The sequence below is a fragment of the Rufibacter immobilis genome (assembly GCF_003721565.1).
GTDB classification, from domain to species: Bacteria; Bacteroidota; Bacteroidia; order Cytophagales; family Hymenobacteraceae; genus Nibribacter; species Nibribacter immobilis.
The window spans coordinates 115144-137855 of record NZ_RJJE01000017.1 but is presented as its reverse complement, the minus strand read 5'-3'; the positions used below and the strand labels follow the sequence as shown (position 1 = coordinate 137855).

Below are 22712 nucleotides of genomic sequence, written 5' to 3'. Positions count from 1 at the left end.
TCTAAACAGATCAGCCACCCGCTATTCTCCAGCTTATGAAAACCTTTCACTGCATTTGCGGCAATAAATTATTTTTTGAGAACTCGCTCTGCGTGTGCTGTAACAGAGAAGTAGCCTGGTGCGAGGTCTGCGAAGGCATGCACGCCATTGAACCAGACGGCCACGGCGGTTACGTGTGCACCAACCCAGAGTGCCGGTCGGCGGTGGTGAAGTGCTACAACTATTCCGCTTTCAACGTCTGCAACCGGGTGGTAGCGAATAAGGGGCAGACTCAGCAGGCCCAAAGCCTCTGCCGCTACTGCCAACTCACTGAGACCATCCCAGACCTGAGCGTAGACCATAACATGACCAAGTGGTACAAGCTGGAAGTAGCCAAAAGGCGCCTGCTGTATTTATTGGACTCCATTGGCCTTCCTTACGGTTCTAAGAGAGAGAACTTTGAGTTGCCCCTCTCCTTTGATTTCAAGGAAGACGTACAGCCCACCACTCTGGGCTGGCTTAAAATAGGCAATGAGGAGAAAGTTTACACCGGCCACGCCGATGGAAAAATCACGATCAACGTACGCGAAGCCGATTCTGTGGAGCGCGAAAAGCTGCGCGTGGAAATGAACGAGACCCACCGCACGCTTATCGGGCACTTCAGGCATGAGATTGGGCACTACTACTGGCAGCTGCTGGTGCAGAACAAAGACGAGGAAGCCTTCAAAGCCATCTTCGGGGACCATGAGAACCCCTCGTACAGCGACGCCATGAGCCAATATTACCAGAACGGCCCCAAAGCCTACTGGGCCAACAGCTACATCAGCGCCTACGCCACCATGCACCCCTGGGAAGACTTCGCCGAAACCTGGGGTACATACCTGGACATGATTGCCGTGCTGGACACCGCCGACAACGCCGATCTGCTGGAACTGCCCCAGGAAGACCTGATAGCCAACCAACTGGACACCATGCTGCAACGCTACGCCGACCTCAGCCTGAAGGTAAACGAAGTGAACCGCTCCCTGGGCCTCCCCGACCTGCTCCCCGAAACGTTCTCCAAACCCGTGGTACAGAAACTGCACTACATTCACCGGCTGGTCTCCAGAAACAGAAAGAAGCCAGCGTAAATAAAGTCCGAGTTAGGGTTCAGCGGCTTTTATTTTCATCCTATCTTCTCAGGAAGAGACGTTTAGATAAAAAATTGATATATTTATGACAACGTTTGCATTAGTTTTCAATTCCTCCTAAGTCATACCTAAAATCAATCTATAAATTGTGTAACCATGAAGAAGTCATTGGTGTTTAGAATCTGCTGTCTGCTCCTTTCCTGGAGCTTGGTCAGCTGTAGCAGTGGGGAAGAGGAGGAAGCAGCCACAGACCCTGACACCCCGGTAGACATTACCCTAAAAAGCGCCTCCAACGCGCCGGTAGCCAACGCGACCGCCTATCTTTTCCGGGCTCCTTCTACTGAAGCCAATGGCCGCAATCCCACGCTCGCGCTGGCCAAAGGAACCTCCAACGCAAGCGGTATGGTTTCTTTCAACCTCAAAAACGTACCCAGCCTTCCGGCTTCCGGCACGTTGCACGTGACCGTCTTAACGGGTACAGACAACACCGTGCTGGGCTCTGCTCCTATCAACTACACCAAAGGACAGCCCGTGAAGCAGGATTTGGTTGTTACCGTGCCCACTTCCACCACGTCGTATGCCCACGGTTTTATGCCCACCACCCTTACCCCAGAGTTGGCCATGAGCGAGTACAACCGCTGGAAAACAACTCAGGTGGTGGCCTGTAATGATGGCCTACGGTTAATTTCAGAAAACCCTCAGGAAACCAAAGTAGAGGCCGTGGGTTTTGGGATGCTGCTGGCCGCCTACGCCCAGGACAAAGCCACCTTTGACGGCATCCATAGGTTCTATAACAGCAAACGCACCCCGGAGGCGGGCAACATGATGGCCTGGTCCGTGACCTGCAACGGGTATCTGGACAAAGGCAGCGCCACCGATGGCGATATAGACGTAGCCTTCGCCCTGATTGTGGCCAGCAAACATTGGGGAGAATCTTACCTCACAGCCGCCAAAGAGATCCTGAAAGTAGTGAAAGAAAAGGTGGTGGTGCCGTGTAACTCCAACGGCAAGAGCATTTACGTGCTGGGGCCTGGCTACAACAACGTGGCCTGGGGTGGCTGCAACATGCTGGATCTTATGTACCACACGCCGGCTTTCTTCCGGGTGTTTGCCACCGTGACGGGAGACAACATCTGGAATCAATTAGCTGATGACACCTATACCCTGCTGGAAGCCAGCGCCCACCCTACCACCGGTCTGGTACCCGACTGGCAAACCGCTGCCGGTGCTCCGGGCCCTGGTGGCCGGGCCGGTTATTTTGGCTATGATGCCTGCCGCGCCCCGTGGCGGCTCACCCTGGACTACCTCTGGAACGGCAACGCCAAAGCCGAAGCCTGGGCCAAGAAAGTCTCCAACTGGGCCAGTCAGATAGGCCCCGCCAATATCAAAGACGGGTATGAGCTGAACGGTACGCCAAGAGGAACCTACGGCGGCAACAGCGCCTTTATTGGCGGTTTTGCCGTGGCGGCCATGAGCAACAGCCAGACTACCGTCAACCAGTTCGGGACGGAGATGGCCAAGCTGAAAGACACCTACTGGTTCAACATCAATACCCGGGTTCTGTACCTGTTCACGTTAACCGGAAAATTCTACAACCCGCTGGCCCAGTAGCCTTCTATAGTCTCAAGTTATAAAACAGGAATCGCCTCCCGCACATCAGCGGGAGGCGATTCCTGTTTACGAGAGAAGTAAAAGTGACCAAAACCGTAGCAGAGACAGGGGTACGTTTAGGGGCTCTTTTTTCAAAAACAGGCGCTAAACAGCGGCCTTGCCTACTTCTTCCCTGGTTAGCCTTTAGGCTACTTCTCGTCTTTAGATTTGTAGGGAATGGTGTTGCGCAGGCTGGCAATGCGTTCCGGACTGAACCGCGGCAGTTGGAGTTCTTCGTTTTCGCGCCACTTCTTCACCTGTTCTTCGGCAGATTGGGTTTTCTCCTGCTCCAGCCCCGTATCGCGGCCCAGATACAGGGTCTGCGACGGGAACGCAAAGCTGGTGCCGCTGGCGTTGATCACATCCATCATGCGCAGCAACAGGTCTTCCTGTATCTCCAGAAACTCGTCAAAATCGCTGGTGAGCACATATGAAAACACTTCCAGGTTGAAGGACGAGGCACCAATGCCCACAAAGCGTACCCTGGCCGAGGTTGGATCAATTTTAGGATGGGCGTACAAGATAGCCCGCAACTCCACCAAAAGGTACCTGATCTGCTCTGGGCTGGTGTCACAGCGCACGCCAAACGTGGGGTGGAACCAGATGCGGTCGCGGTGGGCGTAGTTCTCAATACGTTGCGAGGAGAAATCGCCGTTGGGAATGGTGACAATGGTCCGGTCATTGGTCCTGATGCGGGTAGAGCGCATGCCAATGGTTTCCACGGTGCCCACGGTGTCGCCTACCTTACAGAAATCGCCTACCCTAATGGGTTGGTCGGCGATGAGGGTGACGCTGCCCACAAAGTTCTCCACGGTTTTCTGCGCCCCCAGCGCCAGGGCCAAACCACCCACCCCCAGCGCGGCAATACCGGTGGTCACGTCAAAACCCAGGGTGCCCAGTACCGCAATCACCCCGAAGACTACCACCGCCAGTTTCGCGCCGCGGCGCAGGAACAACACCGCCGAGAGCCCCGCCTGGTGCCGCCGGGCAATCATGCGCCGCTGCAGGTACAGCCCAAACACATCTATGAGGCGCCAGATCAGCAACAGGAACAAAACCACCGTGGCAATAATGGTGAGAGCGCTGAACTTCTGCCGCACAATTATGGAGATCCCCGCCGTCTGACTTGCCCAAATGGCCAGCCGCAGGGCCAGGTATAACTGAATGGGCAGCGAAAAGGCCTGTATCAGCCCCGCCACCGATTCTTCGCGGGCTTTTTTCCAGGTCTTGCGCAGCACATACCTCAGCCCCATGATGATACACCAGGCCACGGCGTAGGCCAGAGCCGCAATGAGCAGCAAAGAAAGCCAATGCCCCACTGGCACCCCACCCCACTTCTTTTCCACGACCACACTGGGCATCACCTGGTCGGCGATGGGTTTGGAGGCCTGCTCAATGTCTACCGGAATGCGCTGCACCGTTTGGGAGGAAAAGAGCCAGATGGGGCCGCCCTCCGGACTTTCAATCATCTCCAGGAACAGATCAAAATTTTCGCCGTTCACCGTGGCCGACCCTACGCGGTCCAGATTGGGGCCCAGGTTGTCATTGGAGCGTCCGGAGGAAGTGTCACTGATAAAGGCGTACGGCAGAATCTCACCACCCTGGTCTAAGAGGCGTTGCAGGGCGTGCGCCAGCTTTTCGCCGCGCTGGGGCTGCTGCAGGGCGCTGTCCAGGTTCAGGTACAGGGCGGCTTTGGCGTAGTTCTGCTCAGAAATGGCCTGGATAAACCCTTCCACCGTACCGCGGGGCGTGCGCCTGCCCAGCGAGTCATCGGGCCAGTTGGGCACTGTGGCTTCCACGGCCACCGTGTCTGCCGCCGCTTCCTGGGCCTGCGCCGGAACTGCCCAAAGCCCCAGGCAAAACAGCCACAGCCCTACTACTTTCAACAGAAAAGAAAATGAAACGGGTGCCACCAGACGTGGCCCAGGTACTTGCAAAAACTTTTGTACTTCCATGAATTGCTTTTTTGGCCTTGTATGCGCAGCGGCTTAAGGGAGGAACGTGCTGCCCTTCTCTTCCTGCCCTGATCTTCACAATTAGACAGCAATTGCCCCCAAGCCACCGTTTCTAAAACGTTGCCCGGGCGAGGGAGTTACTTTGAGAGGATAGTTTTGCCCCATGCACGGGACGGGAAACCCAGGAAGAAAGCCGCCGGTGGCGGTACAGCCCAAAGGCATGCGTTGCGTTTAGGGGCTCTTTTTGGAAAAACAGCCCCTAAACGGAAAATGGTAGCGGCTCCTCTGTTTTCGGTATCTTTTTGTACCTTTCATCGGTAAGCAACCTCCTCCCACTCATGTCCAACATCCAACACATCATAGAAGAGCGGCCCAGCAACATCGGGAATTTTCTGGTAGGCCGACTGTTGCCGTTCAAGGGCAAGCGCATGGTGGGGCCCTTTGCGTTTATTGACCACATGGGCCCCGCCTGCCTCTCTGACCATGAGAACCTGGACGTGGGGCCGCACCCGCACATAGGGCTCTCTACGCTCACCTACCTGCTGGAGGGCAGCATGATGCACCGCGACAGCCTGGGCACCGAGCTGGAGATACAGCCGGGCGCGGTGAACTGGATGACGGCGGGCCGCGGCATTGTGCACTCTGAGCGCACCCCAGCGTACCTGCGTACCTCTGAGAAGATGCTGCACGGCCTCCAGATTTGGGTAGCGCTACCGTTGCACCTGGAAGACATGGAACCCGCTTTCTCGCACACGCCCGCGCAGGACCTGCCCACCTGGCAAGAAGACGGCCTTTCGTTTAAACTCATTGCCGGGCAGGCGCTGGGGCATACCTCGCCGGTGCCGGTGTACAGCCCGCTGTACTTCCTGGAAATCAAAAGTACCCACCGCCAAACCGTGAATCTGGGCTCAGGCCTGTACGGCGAAAGCGGACTCTACATTCTGGAAGGTGGCATTGCCACCGAGGGCCACGTGTTTGAACCCAAGCAACTACTGGTGACCCAGGATAGCACGCTCTGCTCGTTTGAGCTGTTGGAGAACACCACGGTCTATTTGTTCGGCGGTGCCCCTTTCCCCGAGGAGCGGTTCATTTACTGGAACTTCGTGGCCAGCACCCGGGAAAAGATTGAAGACGCCAAAGCCCGCTGGACCGCCCAGACCTTCCCGCCCGTTCCCGGTGAAACCGACTTCGTGCCGCTCCCGCCCCAGCCGCTGGGGTTGAAAGCGTAACTAAGACACAAGAAGCAAGACGTAAGACACAGTACATTAGGTTTTGCAGCGGAGCGAAGGGGATGTTTACGCCTGCCGGACCGTGCATTGCGGATGTAGGGGAAATATTGCCTACACCCGCACGCATTCCCGGCACTCCCCTCTTGGGAGGGTTGGGGTGGGTTCTACGCATTCCTGATCTTTTTACGGTTCCCGGCGAGTCTGGAGACTCGCATCATCCTTTGGCACGAGACTTTAGTCTCGCGCCAGCTTACCTCAGCTTACTTGCTAAACTCTGGACTCAAGACTCAGAACTCAGGACTCCCAAAGACCTCGTAGCGTCCGGAGGACCTGCGAGTGTCTGCGCCAGGAACTCCAGCTTCTGGCAACTTGAACCGCCGTTTCCGTTTTTGACCTGTTTTGGCAAAAACTGCCCCTAAACGGAAACTAACTTCTGGACTACCCTGCCAGTTCCTTCGCCAAGAACGGAGCCGTTTTACTCCCGGCCACCTTCGCCACTTCCTCCGGGGTACCGGCCGCTACAATCTGGCCGCCTTCCTCCCCGGCTCCGGGCCCAATGTCCATGACCCAGTCACTGGCGGCGGCCACGCGTAGGGTGTGCTCCACGGCAATGACCGTGTTGCCCGCGTCTACCAGTTTTTCCAGCTGGGCCATGAGTTTCTCCACGTCTGCTGGGTGCAGGCCGGTGGTGGGTTCATCCAAAATGTAGAGCGTGTTGCCCCTTGACAGACGCTGGAGTTCGGTGGCTAGTTTGATGCGCTGGGCTTCCCCGCCGGAGAGTTCGGTGGCGGGCTGCCCCAGGCGCAGATAGCCCAGGCCAACTTCGCTCAGCACGGTGAGGGCGCGGTGGATGGCGGGTTCTTCATCAAAAAACTCCCAGGCGGCATCTACGGTGAGGTTCAGGACCTGCGCGATGTTGAGGTCGCGGTAGGTTACTTCCAGGGTTTGGGCGTTGTAGCGGGCGCCGTGGCAGACGGGGCAGGGCGCGTACACGCTGGGCAGGAAGAGCAGTTCCACCATCACGAAGCCTTCGCCCTGGCAGTTCTCACAGCGACCTTTGGCAACGTTGAACGAGAAGCGGCCCGCGTCATAGCGGCGTTGTTTGGCCAGCGGCGTGTCAGCGAAGAGTTTGCGCACGTGGTCAAAGAGGCCGGTGTAGGTGGCCATGTTGGAACGGGGCGTGCGGCCGATGGCTTTCTGGTCCACGCGCACCAGCCGCTTGATGTGCTCCATGCCGCTCACGATTCGGCCGCCCATGGTCTGCGGGGCGGGGCTTTCCAGCGCATCGGTTTCTTCTTCCTCGGGTTGGAGATACTGGCCCAGGGCTTCGGCGACCAGTTCTACCAGCACTTGACTCACTAGGCTGCTCTTGCCCGAGCCTGACACGCCCGTGACGGTGGTGAACACGCCCAGCGGAAAGGCCGCACTCAGGTTCTGCAGGTTGTTGCGGGTCACGCCGCTGAGTTTGAGCCAGCCAGTGGGCGTACGCAGCGGGCGGGTTTGCCCCGGGGCCGTGCCGAACAGATAAGCGGCGGTTTGGGAGTTAGGTACTTCTTGCAACCCCTCGGGCGGACCGCTGTAGAGGATTTCGCCGCCTTTCTCGCCGGCGGCGGGGCCTACGTCCACGAGCCAATCGGCTTGCCGGATCACGTCCAGGTTATGCTCTACCACAAACAAAGAGTTGCCCGCTTTCTTCAGGTTGGCCAGGGCGGTGAGCAGGGCCACGGTATCTGAGGGGTGCAGGCCCGCCGAGGGTTCGTCCAGCACGTACACCACCCCAAACAAATGCGAGTACAGCTGCGTGGCCAGCCGCAGGCGCTGCAATTCGCCGGGCGACAAGGTAGGCGTACTTCGCTCCAAACTCAGGTACCCGAGGCCCAGATCCAGCAGCACCTGAATGCGGGCGGTCAAATCCTGCGCGATGCGCTGCTTCACGATGAGTTGTTCCGGGTGTTCCGCGTCTTGTTGATTATGGCCTTCGGCCGAGGCCGCCGCGTATGGTTTCAGTAACTCGGCCACCCGTTGCAGGGGCAGGCGCGACAGCTCGGTAATATCATAGCCCGCGAAGGTGACGGAGAGCGAAGCGGGGTTCAGGCGTTTGCCGTGGCAGGTGGGGCAGTCTGTGTGGAGCATGTACTGCATCACCCGCTTTTTCATCTGGGGGCTGTTGGTGTTGGCGAAGGTATGGAACACGTGCCGCCGGGCGCTGGTAAAGGTGCCCATGTAGTTGGGTTCCTCGTTGCGCTGCAGGGCGCGGCGGGTTTGCTCTGGGGTATAGCCGGGGTACACGGGCACCACGGGTTGCTCCTGAGTGAACAGGATCCAGTCGCGGTCTTTCTGGGGCAGCTCGCTCCAGGGGGTATCTACGTCATAGCCCAGGGTGACCAGGATGTCGCGCTGGTTTTGGCCGCCCCAGGCGGTGGGCCAGGCGGCAATGGCCCGCTCCCTAATGGTGAGCGAAGGGTCTGGCACCATGCTTTCCTCCGTGACGTCGTAGATGCGGCCCAGGCCGTGGCAGGTGGGGCACGCGCCCTCGGGGGTGTTGGGCGAGAACGCCTCGGCGTAGATGATGGGTTGGCCCGGCGGGTAGTCTCCGGCCCGGCTGTACAGCATGCGCACCAGGTTAGAGAGGGTGGTCACGCTGCCCACGCTGGAGCGGGTGGTGGGCGTGCCGCGTTGCTGCTGCAGGGCCACGGCCGGGGGCAGGCCCTCAATGGCGTCTACCTCGGGCACGGCCATCTGGTGGAACAGCCGCCGCGCGTAAGGGCTCACACTCTCCAGGTAGCGGCGCTGGGCCTCGGCGTACAGCGTCCCGAACGCCAGCGACGACTTCCCCGACCCCGACACGCCCGTGAACACCACCAGCGCATCTCTCGGGATGGTGAGGTCTACGTTCTTCAGGTTATGCTCGCGAGCCCCGCGAACGGTGACGAAGCCGGGGAATTGGTTTGGGTTATTCTGCTGCGGAATTTGGTTTGCCATGGGCCGAAATTAGAGAAACTTCCCCTTTTACGGGAAACCCGGTTGAAGTTCACGCAGACGGCCATTTCCGTTTTTGGCCTGATTTCCGGAAAACAGGCCAAAAACGGAAATACCTACGGATTTCCCTGCTGGTCCTCTTCCCATCGCTGGCACGCACTTGCAGCTCGTGCCTTTCTTCAAGTTTCAGGCAATGGTTAGTCATGGCATGTTTGGACACGAGCTACAAGCTCGCGCCAGCGAAAGAAATGTAAGGGCATGCTCACGCTAGTAAATATGAATAGCCAGCGAAGTCTGTTTGAGCCAACGTTTTTCAAACGTACTATCTCTCTTGTAACCTGCCGCTGGCGCGAGCTTGCAGCTCGTGCCTTCATTTCAAGGTAATGTTTGGATGCAGAATGCGTGGACACGAGCTGTAAGCTCGCGCCAGCGAAAGATAAATGCACCGGGCAAACGCTTCTCAAAATGCATTCCTAACGTTCAGAACGTAGCTATTCTTCCAATGCCAGAGGCACCAACCCTTTGCCGCCACTATAATCCAAGGCACTGCTGTATTTTCAGTGGTGGGGTTCTGACACCAAACCAGCGGCCACCCGATTTTATGAATGTAGTCTATTTTCTGGTCTATCACGGCCGGTGACCACAATTCTATGGGGTGGTTGTGCTGCTGCCAGAATTGGCGCTTCTGTACGTTGCTGTTTTTCTGCCCAGCCCGTTCCATGAGCCACAACATCCAGTCTTTTCGACTTTCTTTTGGGTTTTCTGAGATAGCTTTTTGCAGTTGCTTAGAGGTAAATGTTTTGAATTCTTTCAGTACCTCACCGGGGTTTTCATGGCTACACCTGAAAACTAAATGCACATGGCTAGCATAATGCACCATGCAAACACCTGCAGGCCTTTGTGTTGCTGGCAGTAGTTCAGGCTATCGGTGATGAGGGCGCAGTATTCTTCCCGCGTAAAAACGTCTATCCAGTACACCACTGCAAAATTGACAAAATACAGTCCGCCCTTGTCATAAAACTTGTACTTCCGACTCATGAGGTAGGTACACTAATCCACTTTCCGTACCTTATACGTCCCCCCCTCCTTCACTGCTGCTTCAGCATACCTACTTCTGGTACAAACCTCGCAAATCAACCGTTGGCGCGAGCTTGCAGCTCGTGTTCACACGTCACCATCAGCCTCTTTTGCTTCACTAGATTAGAAATTGAAAAAGAAAGGCACAAGCTGCAAGCTCGCGCCAGCGAAGGTCTAAATACAAAGATGTGTTGCTACGCACCTTGCATTTCTGCAGCTCAAGGATTCAAAGGTGTCATTCACCATTGAAGAGGTACATCCCAGCCAAACTAGCGCCGTCCTGTGGGGCAAAAATACTAACAGTCGGGCACTATGAATCAATTGAAAATCCTGACTTATCGAGCTATCATATCATTGTGATAAACCTAAGAATTCTTATATTGAATATTTTTAGGTAAAGCCAACTTTTTCTATTGAGGCATGGATATAGAAAAATAATTAGAGCTTGTTTAAATTTAGGAAAGGGATAAAAAAAGCGAGTCAGCCCGTAAGCATTAAGTGACCAAACTTCGGTGCTTATGGAATCCCAGTACAGGAAATTGACTGACTCGCAATGGGAGGCGATGTCCTCATCGCTGCCCACTGGTAGGAAACGTCTGCACAGCCTGCGGGTTATAGCCGACACCATATTTTACGTGCTCCGCGTGGGATGCCAGTGGCGGAACCTGCCGCAGGGGTGCTTCCCCAAGTGGCAGCTGGTGTACTACTATTTTCGCCTATGGAAGTCGGACAGCACGCTGGCGAGGCTAAACTCGACGCTGAACATGCGGGAGCGGAAAAGGCTGGGCAAGGTGGACTCGCCCAGTACGGTCAGCATTGACAGCCAGTCGATCAAGGCAGGCCCGTTCATCTCATAGGAGACGGGCGTGGACGGCAATAAGAAGGCCAACGGGCGGAAGCGGCACGTGGTCACCAACACGCTGGGCCTGGAGTGGGCGTGGTGGTGCACGGGGCCAACGGGGCGGACGGAGCCCTGGCCCGCAGGGTGGTGGAGCCGCTGAAGGGTTACCTGCACCGCATGGAGAAGATACTTGCCGACGCCGCCTACTAGCAGGGCTTCATGGCTTGGGTGGAGGGAAATTTGCTGGGCGTGGAGTTGGAGGTGTCATCCAAGCCGCCGGGAACGGAGGGCTTCATCCCTGTAAGGTGGAGGTGGGTCACGGAGCGGGCCTTCGGCATGTTCTCCTTCTTCCGCAGGCTTGACAAAGACCTCGAGAAAACGACCGAAAGCGCCGAAAGTTGGGTGCTTTGGCAGAACTGCCAAATTATCCTCAATCGTTTGGATTGATAACCAGAAAGTTAAAATTTAAACAAGCTCTAAGATAGAATTAATATCCAATCACTAAAGCCATTGACATTCAATTTTTATAATGCAATATTATATATATATATATATATATAATATTAACTTTACTTCATTTCTACTTCAAAAAATATGACTATGGTAATTAAACATATATATATATATTTTGCTCGATTATGTTGTGTTACATACTTTTCGGTTCAACAGTAGATGCGCAGACACCTGGTTCATTAGACTTGACTTTTAACCAAAAAGACAAAGGGTTTGAAATAGGCGATGGAGTGAATGGCCCAATTCACACAACTGTAGTTCAACCTGATGGAAAATATCTTATTGGAGGCGGATTTTCATCATTTAACAAAAATGCATACAACCGTATCATTAGAATGAATTCAAATGGAAGTATTGACTCAAGTTTTAAAGTTAATCAACCTTATGATGGTTATGTTTATTCAATATCCTTACAAAAAGATGGTAAATTTATTGTTGGTGGAAATTTTTCACGCCCCTCAACAACCGCTATGCTTAATATCAACAGGCTTAATCAGGATGGTTCTATAGACCCAAGCTTCAATCCTGGCATTAGCTTTACTTCAAGGTTTATTCATAGAACTGCCTCTGTTTTTTCTACAGCCATACAACCAGATGGAAAAATTATAGCAGGAGGTGAATTTGGCAAATACAATGGAGTTTCTAGAACAAATTTAGTTCGCATACAACCTGACGGCCAATTAGATGACAGTTTTAAAGTAGGTTCCTGCTTTACACATTCTAGAGACCAATCCCCTTTTTTTTCAGGTTCAAATATTAGAAACGTTTTAATTCAAGGAGATAGAAAATTAATCATTAGTGGTCTTTTTACTCATTACAATGGTGTGGCTCGTGGCAGTGTGGCGCGCCTAAATACAGATGGAACATTAGATCTTAGTTTTGGCTCAGAAATTGGGGCAAATGATATTGTATATTCTGCTGCAATGCAAAAAGACGGTAAAATAATTCTTGTTGGAAATTTTACAAAATTCAATAGTTCTTCCTTTAACAGAATCATTCGCTTAAATGAAGACGGTACAATTGACCATACCTTTACGCCCGAAAAAGGGTCAGACAATGAAATTGAATCTGTCTTGGTTTTACCTGATGAAAGAATAGTTATTGGTGGCAAATTCAACACATACAATGGCATTAAGACTAGCCATATAGCCATTTTAAGTAAAAATGGGAGCCTTCAAAACACCTTTTCCGGACTCACAGAAACATTACCTTATTCTTTAGCTAATTTAACATATCTGTTTTCCTCTGTTAAGACCACGGCTTATCTAAATAACGGGAGAGTTTTAATTGGAGGCCTTTTCAATGGGATAAATGGTCATAACTATAGTAGGCTTGCTTTTTTGCTGCCAGATGGATCAATTGATACTACCTTTAATAAAGGATCAGGGATCAATGGTGCTCATTTCTCCTATTATGATCTAAATGAATATAAAAGGCATGAGCAATCCTATGTTTTTAAAACGATAGTACTTCCAGACAAGAAACTTTTGGCAGTAGGTAACTTTACCGGTTACAATGGCTCAGCTAGAAGAAGCATTGTCAGAATAAATGAAGATGGAAGTATAGATTATAGTTTCAACCCTGAAGCTGGAATTGAAGGATATAGCACAGGTCATTTAGAAATTGGCGCACATACAGTTGCCGTACAAGTAAATGGAAAAATTTTGGTGGCTGGCGGATTCACCCATACAAATGGTAACCCTACTTCTTACCTGACCCGCTTAAATACAGATGGGTCACATGATCCCTCATTAAGCCTCCCACTAGGTGGTGGTGGATACATTTTAACAATCCTACCATTTCCAGATGGTAAGATATTAGCCGGTGGCTTTGTAATGCCTAAAGAAGCCCCATTCTATAGCATTGCAAAGCTCCATGCAGACGGTAAGGTTGATAATACATTTAAACAGATCATCTCTGGTGTAATTCATACAGCCTCCCTTCAGGAAGATGGTAAGATCATCATTGGAGGCAGATTCCAGGTTTCACAAGATGCTCCTTTTGTGAAACTCGCTCGACTGAACTCAGATGGCACCCTTGACAATTCTTTTTCTGTTGTTCAGTACCCAGATAAATCAGATACCTTGGTCCATGAAAAGACAGTGTACACTGCCGCTATTCAGTTAGACAAAAAAATTATAATTGCGGGTAATTTTACTAATTATAACGAAGTACCTCTAAACCATATAGCTCGCCTTCATTCTGACGGCACCTTAGATACAAGTTTCAAAAGCGGCGCAGGAGCTAATAAGCAAATAAAAGCTATTGAGCTTCAACCAGATGGACGCATTTTGATAGGGGGAGAGTTTACAACTTTTGATGGCATGCCCAGGAATAATGTAGCCCGTTTGAATACTGACGGCTCCTTAGATACTACCTTTGATCCGGGCACGGGGGCCATGAATCCTCGTCATTCTACCATTGAAACCATTTCTTTACAACATGATGGCAATATAATAATTGGGGGAAGCTTCACCTCTTTTGATGGGGTGGGCAGGAATAGATTAGCTAGAATTTATGGTAATAGAACACTTACTAGCCTTGAAAAAGATTATACCTTAACCAAAGGTATTACCTATCCTAACCCTTTTACTTCAGAATTAACTTTCCCCTTACCTTTTGGACATCCAAAAGAAGAAGTCCAGGCAAAAATTACAGATACCTTTGGTAGAACAGTTTTTAATTATAAAGTCAAATTAAAAATTGAAACTAATCATTTAACCATTACCTCCTTAGAAAAATTACCACCAGGAATTTATTTGCTTCAGATTAGCCAAGGACAATTGAATAATACATATAAGGTGGTAAAACAGTAAATACAAAAACTTACATCTTAATGATCTCATTAGGTAATATTGAATAACCCATTGCATCAGTTCAGAGTTATTCTACCAATATAATTCAGGGCGTTGCTTCTGCCATAATTCTATTGCAAACTAACTGGTTTGGGTTGTTTTGTTTTAAACAATTCTATCTAAGTGGTCTGATACTTAAGCCAGCGCTAATCAAAAGCTTTAAACAGATTTATTGTAAATACAACACATAAACTATTAGACCTGTAGTCAGATTAAGCAATTGAAAAAATTTATTGCAGCTCAACCTACCAATAGGTAATGCCCTAAAACTCCTCATTGATGATACCTAGACGTTTAATTACTTATATCTTTTAAAACTCTCCCCTTGCCTTTCAACCCATTTACCATAGACCTACCCGTGCGGGAGATTATCCCTGCCGTGCGGGAACACCTTGCCGCCCAGAACACGCTCATTGTGAACGCACCTCCGGGGGCGGGCAAGAGTACCCTGTTGCCGCTGGCCCTCTTAGACGAGGCCTGGCTAAGAGGGCAGAAAATCATTATGCTGGAACCCCGTCGGCTGGCGGCCCGCACCATTGCCGAACGGCTGGCGCAGCTGCTGGGCGAAGAAGTGGGCCAGACCGTGGGCTACCGCATAAGGTTTGAGAACCGCATCTCAGAGAAGACCCGCCTGGAGGTAGTCACCGAGGGCATTCTCACCCGCATGCTGCACTCAGACAACGCCCTCAAGGGTATAGGGTTGGTCATTTTTGACGAGTTTCATGAGCGCAGCATCCACGCCGATGTGGCCATGGCCCTCGCCCGCGAAGCCCAGTCCACCCAGCGCCCCGACCTCCGTATTCTGGTCATGAGCGCCACCCTCAACATGCCCCAGCTCACCCGCCTGCTCAACGCCCCGGCCGTGGTGAGCGAGGGGCGGCAATACCCCATAGACGTGCAGTACGCAGGCGAGACCGATGCCCAACTGCTGCACGAGATGACCGACCGCGCCGTGCGCCAGGCCCTGCAAGAGAAAGAAGGCGATGTGCTGGTGTTTCTGCCCGGCGAGCAGGACATCAGAAAAGTTGAGGCCCTGCTGCGGCGCGGCCTGCGCGACGTGGCCATCCACTCGCTGTACGGCATGCTGCCCCCCGGCAAACAGTACGCCGCCATCATGCCAGACCGCAACGGCAGGCGCAAAGTGGTGCTGGCTACCTCAATCGCTGAGACCAGCCTTACCATTGAGGGCGTGACCGTGGTAGTAGACACCGGCTTCGCCAAAACCCAGCGCTTTGACCCCGCCACCGGCCTCAGCCGCCTGGAAACGGTGCGCATCTCCAAAGACGCCGCCGACCAACGCGCCGGTCGGGCCGGGCGTTTAGGCCCCGGCACCTGTTACCGCCTCTGGACGGAGAACCTGCACGCCCGCCTGGCCCCGCACCGCACCCCTGAGATTCAGGAAGCCGATCTGGCCCCGTTGGTGCTGGACATGGACGCCTGGGGCATCACCGATATCAGGGCCCTCACCTGGCTCACGCCGCCGCCCAAAGCCGCCCTGCTGCACGCCCAGGAAACCCTGCACCAGCTCAACGCTCTGGAGAACGGCCGCATCACCGAGCACGGTCGCACCATGCACGCCCTGCCCACGCACCCGCGCCTGGCCCACATGCTGCTGGCCGCCCAGGAAAGCGGTCAGCTAGCCTTGGCCACCGACATTGCCGCCCTGCTGGAAGAGCGCGACCCGCTGCCCCGCGAAGCCGGTATAGACCTGAACCTCCGCCTAGAGGCCTTGCGGCGTACCCGCAAAGAGAAATTGCACCAGAAACGCTTCGCGAAGATTGACAAGATTGCCGCCTCTTACCGGCGTATGTTCCAGATTGAGGCTGAAAACACCGCCGTGGACCCCTATGAAACGGGTTTCCTGCTGGCCAACTGCTACCCCGAGCGTATTGCCTGCGCCCGCCCCGGCAACAACGCCCAGTTCCAGCTGGCCAACGGCAAATACGCCTCTGCCGGTCACCGCGACGACCTGGCCCATGACCCCTGGCTGGCTATTGCCCACCTGCACGCCGGTGGCGAAGGCGTGGGCCGCATTTTCCTGGCCTCGCCGCTCAACCCCAAAGACCTGGCCCCGCTGGTGAAGCAGAAAGACGTGGTTACCTGGGACCCCGAAGAAGGCGAATTAACCGCCTCCCGCGACCTGCGCATAGGCAACATCGTGCTCCAGAGCAAACCCCTCCCCGAGCCCGACGAGCGCTTCCTGCTCCCCGCCATCTGCGAGACCCTCAAGCGCGAAGGTGAACACTGGCTCAATTTCTCAGAAGCCGTCACCCAGTTCCAGAACCGTGTGCTCTGCCTAAGAAAATGGCACCCCACCGAAGGCTTCCCGGACATCAGCACTCCTACCCTCCTGCTCACCTGTAACGAGTGGCTGGCCTATCACCTGGAAGACGTGCAGATTGGCCAGGACCTGCTGGACATTGACCTGCTGCCCCTGCTCCAGAACATGCTCACCCGGGAGCAACGCGAACGGCTGGACGAGCTGGCCCCCTCCACGCTTACCTTGCCAGACGGCCACCAGATGGAGTTGTACTACCCAGAGAACGCGCAGCCGCCGGTGTTGGAAGTACGCTTGCAAGACATCTTTGCGTGGGAGAACCACCCCACCGTTGACGGTGGCGACGTAGGTGTGGCCCTGCATTTGCTCTCCCCAGACTTGAAGCCCTTAAAAGTGGTGACCAGTTTGCGCTATTTCTGGCAGGAAGAATATAGATTGATGCGCGGCTCTTTGAAAGCACGGTTCCCGAAGGTAGAGTGGCGGTAATGGATTACAAATGTTTGATGACTCATTGTTGATTGTCGTTGATGGCACATTGCCTTTTGCGTTTAGGGGCTGTTTTTGGAAAAACAGCCCCTAAACGCAAAAGCTTGCTTCTACCACTCCCACCGCACAACCCCTTCCGGTGGAAGTTTCTCCTGCCACAAATCCTGGGCGGGAGCTTTAGCCGGTGAAAGACCAAACATCTCCATTGGGCTTATTATCAGATCAATAAAAAAGCAATTTTAAAGCAAGTGCGCTAGGAGCCTAGACAGATGCCGGTAATGTGTATATTTACACAGCAAAACTTAATGAAAATCTATGTATACAGGATTACAGCACGCGCACTCGGCTTTGGCCTATCTGGTGCTCATAGGCGTCGCGATTTCTCTGCTGGCCGCCTCGGCCGGACTCTTTGGCGGAAGCACGTTCACCGACAAAAACAGAAAGTTGAGCTTGTTAGGGCTTATTCCCACGCACTTGCAGTGGGTGTTGGGTCTTATCCTCTACTTTGTCTCGCCGCTGGGTATGTCTAACGCCTCCGGCGATGCCATGAAAGATGCCACTTCGCGTCTGTATTTCCTGGAGCACCCTCTCATGATGGTGCTGGCGGTGGTGCTCATCACCATTGGTTATTCTAAAGCCAAGCGCCAGATGGGCACTACCTCCGGTTTTAAGACCATCGCTATTTTCTACGGTCTGGGTTTACTCCTGATCCTGAGCCGTATTCCCTGGATCTCCTGGCCCGGTAACTAAGGTTATCGCGCAAGCATATCGCATAAAAAAGCCGCCCCTTCACCTGGGGCGGCTTTTTGTTTATGGGCTGGTTTAGGCCTGATTTCAGAAAAACGGCCCCTAAACGCCTTACTGGATCCAGCTGCGGCGGCCTTCAAAATGGTTGCAGCCAAACATGGCGCCGGTCACCATCTCAAATGGTTTGGGCTGGCTGGCGGGCATACCGGCTTCATGCACTACCGGCAACACGTACTCGGGGTTCATGGCTGGTTTTCCGGAGAGCTCATCGCACACCCCAAAATCCTTGCTCTGTACTTCTACTACTTTCTGGTCTTGCACCCAGTGGGTACATTGATTGCAAGTCGCGTCCATATCTTTGGGTATTAAGTTCAACATTCATTTCTGTTTTATACCGCTCCCACCCGTTGCTATGTTTCACAGTGACACCCACTTTACACAATTTATAATATAACTAAATAAAGAGACGGCACCTTAACAGGCTCCTTCCAGCAAAAGGTTAAAAAGGAAAGAAGCACGGGCTATTTATTGATTTCTTGAGGTTTAAGGTAAATCTCCCCCTACATCAGCAGTGGTTTTAAGATTAGTTCTGAAAGCTACTTGGTAAGGAAAAAGAGGATGAAAAAATTATTTAGGTGCTGGAAAGCATCTATCGCGGCAGAATGCCGTACCTAATTCTCGTTAACCTACATTTACTATGGAAAATCAAGAACCAAAAGCACTCACAGATTTAATTGAGAACCCTTCCGAAATTTCTGCCATTATCTCTGATCCGGCAGAGTCTGGGGTTAAATTCTACCAGGCGCTCTCTAACAAAGACAAACAGTACGTAGCGTTCGCGGCAGGCATCGGGCTTATTGCCTATGGCCTTTTCCTGAACCGAAGCAGCAAGAAAAGCGGGACGTCGGCTGGTCAGAAAGGCGGCGGAAACAACCTGAACGTAAAAAAGAACCAATAGGCAGACCTACTCCGGTTTACCTTTACAGACAGGTGCGGGCTATCCCTCGCACCTTTTCTTTTTCCCTTCAGCAGAGTTTTGCGTTTAACCTCCCCTTTCTCTGCCCGTACACCTTTGGCAATAGACTGAGTTAGTTCTCAATCCGGCTCCCGAGTTTCATTCAATGACCTATACCCCGGCAGTTATGGCAGGCAAAGACTTTTCAATTGGTTACCATGCGTCTCACGAGCAGTTCAAACCCAGTCACCTGATACAACTGGTGCAGCGGGCCGAGGCCGCCGGTTTCGGGAATGTGCTCTCCTCTGACCATTTCTATCCCTGGAGCGAAAACCAGGGCGAGAGCGGTTACGCCTGGAGTTGGCTTGGAGCCGCCATGCAAGCCACTAATCTGCCCTTCGGGGTGGTGTCGGCGCCGGGGCAGCGGTACCACCCGGCCATTGTGGCGCAGAAAGTGGCTACCTTATGCGAGCTCTTCCCGCACCGTTTCTTTCTGGCCGCCGGGAGCGGCCAGTTCCTGAACGAACGGATTACCGGGCAAAAGTGGCCCAACAAGCAGGAACGGAATGAACGGCTCAAACTCTGCATAGATATTATGCGAGCCCTCTGGCGCGGTGAAACCGTTACCCATAAAGGTTTGGTAGACGTGGAGAACGCCAAACTTTATACCCGCCCAGACTATACACCACAAGTGCTGGGAGCCGCCATCACCCCCGAAACCGCCCAATGGGTAGGCAGCTGGGCCGATGGCCTGATCACCATTTCCCAACCGCTGGAGAAACTGCAAAAAGTGGTGGAAGCCTTTCACAAAGGCGGCGGCGAAGGCAAGCCCATGCATTTGAAGGTACAGCTTTCTTATGACGCCACTCTGGAAAAAGCCCGGCAGGGAGCGCATGAGCAGTGGAAAAACAATGTCTTCCCCTCTGCCTTGCTATCAGACATACCCACTGTACAAGGCTTTGACGCGGCTGGCAGCATGGTGCAACCCCAGGAACTGGAACCGCATGTGCGCATCTCAGACAGCGCCCAGCAGCACGTAGATTGGCTGGCCAAAGATCTGGAACTGGGTTTCACACACCTACACCTGCACAACGTGAACCTGGCTCAGGAACAGTACATAGATTTCTTTGGGGAGAACGTGTTGCCTCAGGTGAAGAAGCTGGCGGCTACGCCATAAAGGTTATTCTACTAAAGAACAGAAGCAGAAAACCACTCCTGGCTTTGTAAAACAAAACGCCCCTGCTGCTGGCAGGGGCGTTTTGTGAGGCTATTTCTTCTCCGGGTTCAGGATGAGGTTTATTCTTACCAAGGCATCCTCTACGTGGTACTTGGTCAGTTCATTTTTAGAGCGGCTGCCAGTGCTCCGCAGCTGCTTCTGGAGCCTTACCAACTCACCCCGTATCACCGACCGGATGTCTGACTGGTTCAGGTTCAATTGAGCCCCGAACGTACGGGCGGGCTGCGGCGGATCTACGTTCAGAAGGTAATTGGCTCTTTCCAGGTACGCTTTCTGTAGGTTGCGGCGGTAAATATCAATGGGTTTGCCGGTGTACACTTCGCTCCAGAGGCCGTTCTGCAACTGGCGCACCATGTCCAGCACATTATACCCTACTTTATTTACGTCGTTCTCCATCAGGCGGGCCAGACGGGCCGAGGAAAGTAGATTGTCCAGATGCCGCACCTGTAGGCTTCTGATGCTTTCCACCTGGTTAGCCGGGTTTATGTTCCTGCTGATCTTAGCCTGGTGCAGCCATTCCGGCGAAGTGAAGGCGTGGGTCAGTAACCAATCCATGGAGGCTTTCTGATCTTTGCTGCTCACTGCAGTATAGATGTAGCCGGGCTGGCTGGGCTTCAGACGATTTTCGTACACCCCGCCTACGTTGGTAGCTACGTGGCCTATGTAGCGGCTCCACACGCCCAGCAGTTCATCATAGAGTTCAGACAGGTCTTCATAATCATTAGTTTGGGCGGCGGTCCAGTTGTATAACTGCGGGGCCACGCGCTTCAGGTTATTGAGGCCATAGGTGCTTGCTTTCACCACATCGCGTCCAATCCCTTCCGTTTGACTATAGGGGTCATGGCCACCATTTCCGCTTCCAAACTGATACAAGGGGTTTCCGCTTTTTTCCTCAATCCATTTAGAAAGCGTAGGCACTTCTTGCTCAGGAGTCTTCGCGTTGGGCAGATACCGGTAGCCCCAGTTAATGGAATAGTGGTCATACGGTCCCAGCTGCCGCACATACCGAACGCCTTTGTCGCCGGGTTGCGCCACATAGTTATAGCGGGCATAGTCCATAATGGTGGCGGCAATGCCATATTCCTGCGTGAACTTGCCTGAACGAAGAGAGTCTGTGGGATAGGCCGCGCTGGCCATCATGTTGTGCGGCAAACCTAGGGCATGGCCTATTTCATGGGTAATTACCTCCAGCATCATTTCGCCCAGATCTTCCATGGGCGTATTGAGGGTACGGGCATTGGGGTTGGCGGCACCGGTTTCCAGCAGATAGCGGTTGCGGTAAGACCGTAAGTGGTTATGGTACCAGATAATGTCACTTTCAATGATCTCCCCGGAACGAGGATCTGAGACACTTGGCCCCACCGCATTCCGGGTAGTGCTGGCTACGTACCGAATCACCGAATAGCGTACATCTTCTGGGTTGAAGTCTGGGTCTTCCTGCGGGGTAGGCGGATCTTTGGCGAGAATGGCATTTTTGAAACCGGCGGTCTCAAACGCTTTCTGCCATTGCTCCACCCCTGCTTTGATGTAAGGGCGCAGTTTCATGGGTGTAGCAGGATCCAGGTAGTAGACAATGGGCTTTACCGGCTCTACCAGTTCGCCTCTTTTATACGCCTCTACATCCTTGGGCTCCAGACGCCATCTTCTGATGTAGGTTTTCTCATCGGCTTTGAGAGCCTCAGAGCCATAGTCAATCTGCCGGATGTTGAAGTACCCTACCCGGTAATCATCTATGCGGGGCATCATGGGCACCTTGGGTAACAGCACCATAGACTGGTTCATGACCAGGCTGATAGAACCGGTAGCCGAGTTGGAAGGGGGCTCAGAAGCATCATAGGTCATTTCCTGCCGCACCTCAATGTTCATGGGGAAACTCTTGGCACTGGCAATAAAACTGCGCGACTCGTCCAGGCGGTTCACTTTATAGTCGCGGCGCAGGTTGGCGCTCAAACCGCTTATAGCTTTCACATCGCTTAGAAAGAACTTGGTCACGTCTATCACGTAGCCGCTGGAGTCTCGACTTAAAGCGGCAATATCAAACGCGTACAGCGTAGGCTGGTAATTATTAGCTTTGACAGACAAGCTGATGGGCAAAGAGTCTGCGGCGGTGGCACTATAAGACTTAGTTCTGAGCAGGAGTTTATTGTCTACCCGCTGCCATACCACCATTTGCTCGTTCACAGAGGAGCCCGCGTTCACATAACCGCCGCCTAACCCCGCCGGAAGTTCCGCGAACCGGGTAATCCAGAGGAAATCCCGTTGCAACAAGGTATCTGGAATTTCATAGAAATACTTTTCCCCTACCTTATGGATGGTGAAAAGCCCGGGATCAGACTTGGCGTCTTTGGTAATTACCTGGCTGTAACTCTTGATGCCAGATTCTGATGATTTAGGTCTTGCGGTTGTTTCCGTGGAGGGCGCGGTCCCGCTTTTTTTGGTTGCCTTAGAACTGGTACAGGCGGAGTGGGTCAATACCACCAGCGCTGCCCAGCCCAGGGTCTTGTACAATTTCAGCATTGCTGTCTGGGTGTTTGTTAAGCTTGTAAAAGATTGGTTTTGCCTTTGCCCCTGAATTGGCAAAGACTGCACAAAGTAGGAAACGTTTCAGGATTTAGCACTAATTCCCTGCAGATTTGTCCAGTAGAAGCACATTGCTGAGTTTAATTTCCTGAATCGTCTGAGAAGGTACCTATTGTTGGCCTGGCAGTACGCTTATTCATTATTATACAGGCTGCTCTGTTACCTTTGTCTGTAAGAAGAGGGGTAGACACTGCGCTACTTCCTCTACCCTACGTTTTCAA

At 53.0% G+C, this 22712-nt stretch carries 15 protein-coding genes; 9 read left to right on the top strand and 6 right to left on the bottom strand.

Going from position 1 to position 22712, the window contains the following annotated elements; all coding sequences use genetic code 11:
- Positions 1–35 precede the first annotated feature (35 nt).
- Complete coding sequence (locus tag EFA69_RS13370; RefSeq protein ID WP_123133624.1) at positions 36–1109, top strand: zinc-binding metallopeptidase family protein; 1074 nt, start codon at positions 36–38, stop codon at positions 1107–1109.
- A 156-nt stretch (positions 1110–1265) separates the two neighbouring features.
- A complete protein-coding gene (locus EFA69_RS13365) occupies positions 1266–2720 on the top strand; it encodes a glycosyl hydrolase family 8 (RefSeq protein WP_123133623.1) in 1455 nt (484 codons plus the stop codon).
- A gap of 188 nt (positions 2721–2908) precedes the next feature.
- Here EFA69_RS13365 and EFA69_RS13360 read toward each other — a convergent pair whose 3' ends face one another.
- Positions 2909–4714, bottom strand: coding sequence for a mechanosensitive ion channel family protein (locus EFA69_RS13360; RefSeq protein ID WP_123133622.1), 1806 nt, complete (start codon positions 4712–4714; stop codon positions 2909–2911).
- Between the two features lie 338 nt (positions 4715–5052).
- Between EFA69_RS13360 and EFA69_RS13355 the strand changes: the two genes are divergently transcribed.
- Positions 5053–5943 (top strand): pirin family protein, encoded by an 891-nt coding sequence (locus EFA69_RS13355; protein WP_123133621.1) that lies wholly within the window; start codon positions 5053–5055, stop codon positions 5941–5943.
- A 438-nt stretch (positions 5944–6381) separates the two neighbouring features.
- Here the strand turns inward: EFA69_RS13355 and uvrA are convergent, their stop codons facing one another.
- A complete protein-coding gene (uvrA, locus tag EFA69_RS13350) occupies positions 6382–8925 on the bottom strand; it encodes an excinuclease ABC subunit UvrA (RefSeq protein ID WP_123133620.1) in 2544 nt (847 codons plus the stop codon).
- A gap of 846 nt (positions 8926–9771) precedes the next feature.
- Complete coding sequence (locus EFA69_RS20445; protein ID WP_221175744.1) at positions 9772–9960, bottom strand: hypothetical protein; 189 nt, start codon at positions 9958–9960, stop codon at positions 9772–9774.
- A 557-nt stretch (positions 9961–10517) separates the two neighbouring features.
- On the opposite strand from EFA69_RS20445, the gene EFA69_RS13340 reads away from it, so the two are divergent.
- Positions 10518–10856 carry a transposase gene (locus EFA69_RS13340; RefSeq protein WP_123133619.1) on the top strand — a complete coding sequence of 113 codons (339 nt, stop codon included), beginning with the start codon at positions 10518–10520 and terminating at the stop codon, positions 10854–10856.
- Positions 10857–11046: 190 nt separating this feature from the next.
- Here the strand turns inward: EFA69_RS13340 and EFA69_RS20440 are convergent, their stop codons facing one another.
- Positions 11047–11274: a hypothetical protein gene (locus EFA69_RS20440; RefSeq protein WP_221175743.1), complete on the bottom strand. Its 228-nt coding sequence runs from the start codon at positions 11272–11274 to the stop codon at positions 11047–11049.
- Positions 11275–11538: 264 nt separating this feature from the next.
- Here EFA69_RS20440 and EFA69_RS13330 point away from each other — a divergent pair, with 264 nt between their 5' ends.
- From EFA69_RS13330 to EFA69_RS13320, 3 genes are all read left to right on the top strand, one after another.
- Positions 11539–14169 carry a T9SS type A sorting domain-containing protein gene (locus EFA69_RS13330; protein WP_183906784.1) on the top strand — a complete coding sequence of 877 codons (2631 nt, stop codon included), beginning with the start codon at positions 11539–11541 and terminating at the stop codon, positions 14167–14169.
- A 364-nt stretch (positions 14170–14533) separates the two neighbouring features.
- Complete coding sequence (gene hrpB, locus EFA69_RS13325; RefSeq protein WP_123133616.1) at positions 14534–16972, top strand: ATP-dependent helicase HrpB; 2439 nt, start codon at positions 14534–14536, stop codon at positions 16970–16972.
- A 315-nt stretch (positions 16973–17287) separates the two neighbouring features.
- On the top strand, positions 17288–17722 hold the full coding sequence (locus EFA69_RS13320; RefSeq protein ID WP_123133615.1) for a hypothetical protein: 435 nt from the start codon (positions 17288–17290) through the stop codon (positions 17720–17722).
- A 108-nt stretch (positions 17723–17830) separates the two neighbouring features.
- Here EFA69_RS13320 and EFA69_RS13315 read toward each other — a convergent pair whose 3' ends face one another.
- Entirely contained in the window at positions 17831–18073 is a 243-nt protein-coding gene (locus EFA69_RS13315) for a hypothetical protein (RefSeq protein ID WP_123134828.1), read from the bottom strand.
- Positions 18074–18416: 343 nt separating this feature from the next.
- Here EFA69_RS13315 and EFA69_RS13310 point away from each other — a divergent pair, with 343 nt between their 5' ends.
- Positions 18417–18677 (top strand): hypothetical protein, encoded by a 261-nt coding sequence (locus EFA69_RS13310; protein WP_183906783.1) that lies wholly within the window; start codon positions 18417–18419, stop codon positions 18675–18677.
- Between the two features lie 184 nt (positions 18678–18861).
- A complete protein-coding gene (locus tag EFA69_RS13305; protein ID WP_123134827.1) occupies positions 18862–19851 on the top strand; it encodes a TIGR03885 family FMN-dependent LLM class oxidoreductase in 990 nt (329 codons plus the stop codon).
- A gap of 90 nt (positions 19852–19941) precedes the next feature.
- Here EFA69_RS13305 and EFA69_RS13300 read toward each other — a convergent pair whose 3' ends face one another.
- On the bottom strand, positions 19942–22428 hold the full coding sequence (locus EFA69_RS13300) for a zinc-dependent metalloprotease (RefSeq protein WP_123133614.1): 2487 nt from the start codon (positions 22426–22428) through the stop codon (positions 19942–19944).
- Positions 22429–22712 lie beyond the last annotated feature (284 nt).

Bases quoted from the DNA above. Each gene is read 5' to 3' on its own strand.
- EFA69_RS13370 (WP_123133624.1), top strand. From the start codon at position 36: ATGAAAACCTTTCACTGCATTTGCGGCAATAAATTATTTTTTGAGAAC.
- EFA69_RS13315 (WP_123134828.1), bottom strand. From the start codon at position 18,073: ATGGACGCGACTTGCAATCAATGTACCCACTGGGTGCAAGACCAGAAA.
- EFA69_RS13310 (WP_183906783.1), top strand. From the start codon at position 18,417: ATGGAAAATCAAGAACCAAAAGCACTCACAGATTTAATTGAGAACCCT.
- EFA69_RS13340 (WP_123133619.1), top strand. From the start codon at position 10,518: ATGGAATCCCAGTACAGGAAATTGACTGACTCGCAATGGGAGGCGATG.
- EFA69_RS13365 (WP_123133623.1), top strand. From the start codon at position 1,266: ATGAAGAAGTCATTGGTGTTTAGAATCTGCTGTCTGCTCCTTTCCTGG.
- EFA69_RS13355 (WP_123133621.1), top strand. From the start codon at position 5,053: ATGTCCAACATCCAACACATCATAGAAGAGCGGCCCAGCAACATCGGG.
- EFA69_RS13320 (WP_123133615.1), top strand. From the start codon at position 17,288: ATGTATACAGGATTACAGCACGCGCACTCGGCTTTGGCCTATCTGGTG.
- EFA69_RS13305 (WP_123134827.1), top strand. From the start codon at position 18,862: ATGGCAGGCAAAGACTTTTCAATTGGTTACCATGCGTCTCACGAGCAG.
- EFA69_RS13300 (WP_123133614.1), bottom strand. From the start codon at position 22,428: ATGCTGAAATTGTACAAGACCCTGGGCTGGGCAGCGCTGGTGGTATTG.
- EFA69_RS20445 (WP_221175744.1), bottom strand. From the start codon at position 9,960: ATGAGTCGGAAGTACAAGTTTTATGACAAGGGCGGACTGTATTTTGTC.
- uvrA (WP_123133620.1), bottom strand. From the start codon at position 8,925: ATGGCAAACCAAATTCCGCAGCAGAATAACCCAAACCAATTCCCCGGC.
- EFA69_RS13360 (WP_123133622.1), bottom strand. From the start codon at position 4,714: ATGGAAGTACAAAAGTTTTTGCAAGTACCTGGGCCACGTCTGGTGGCA.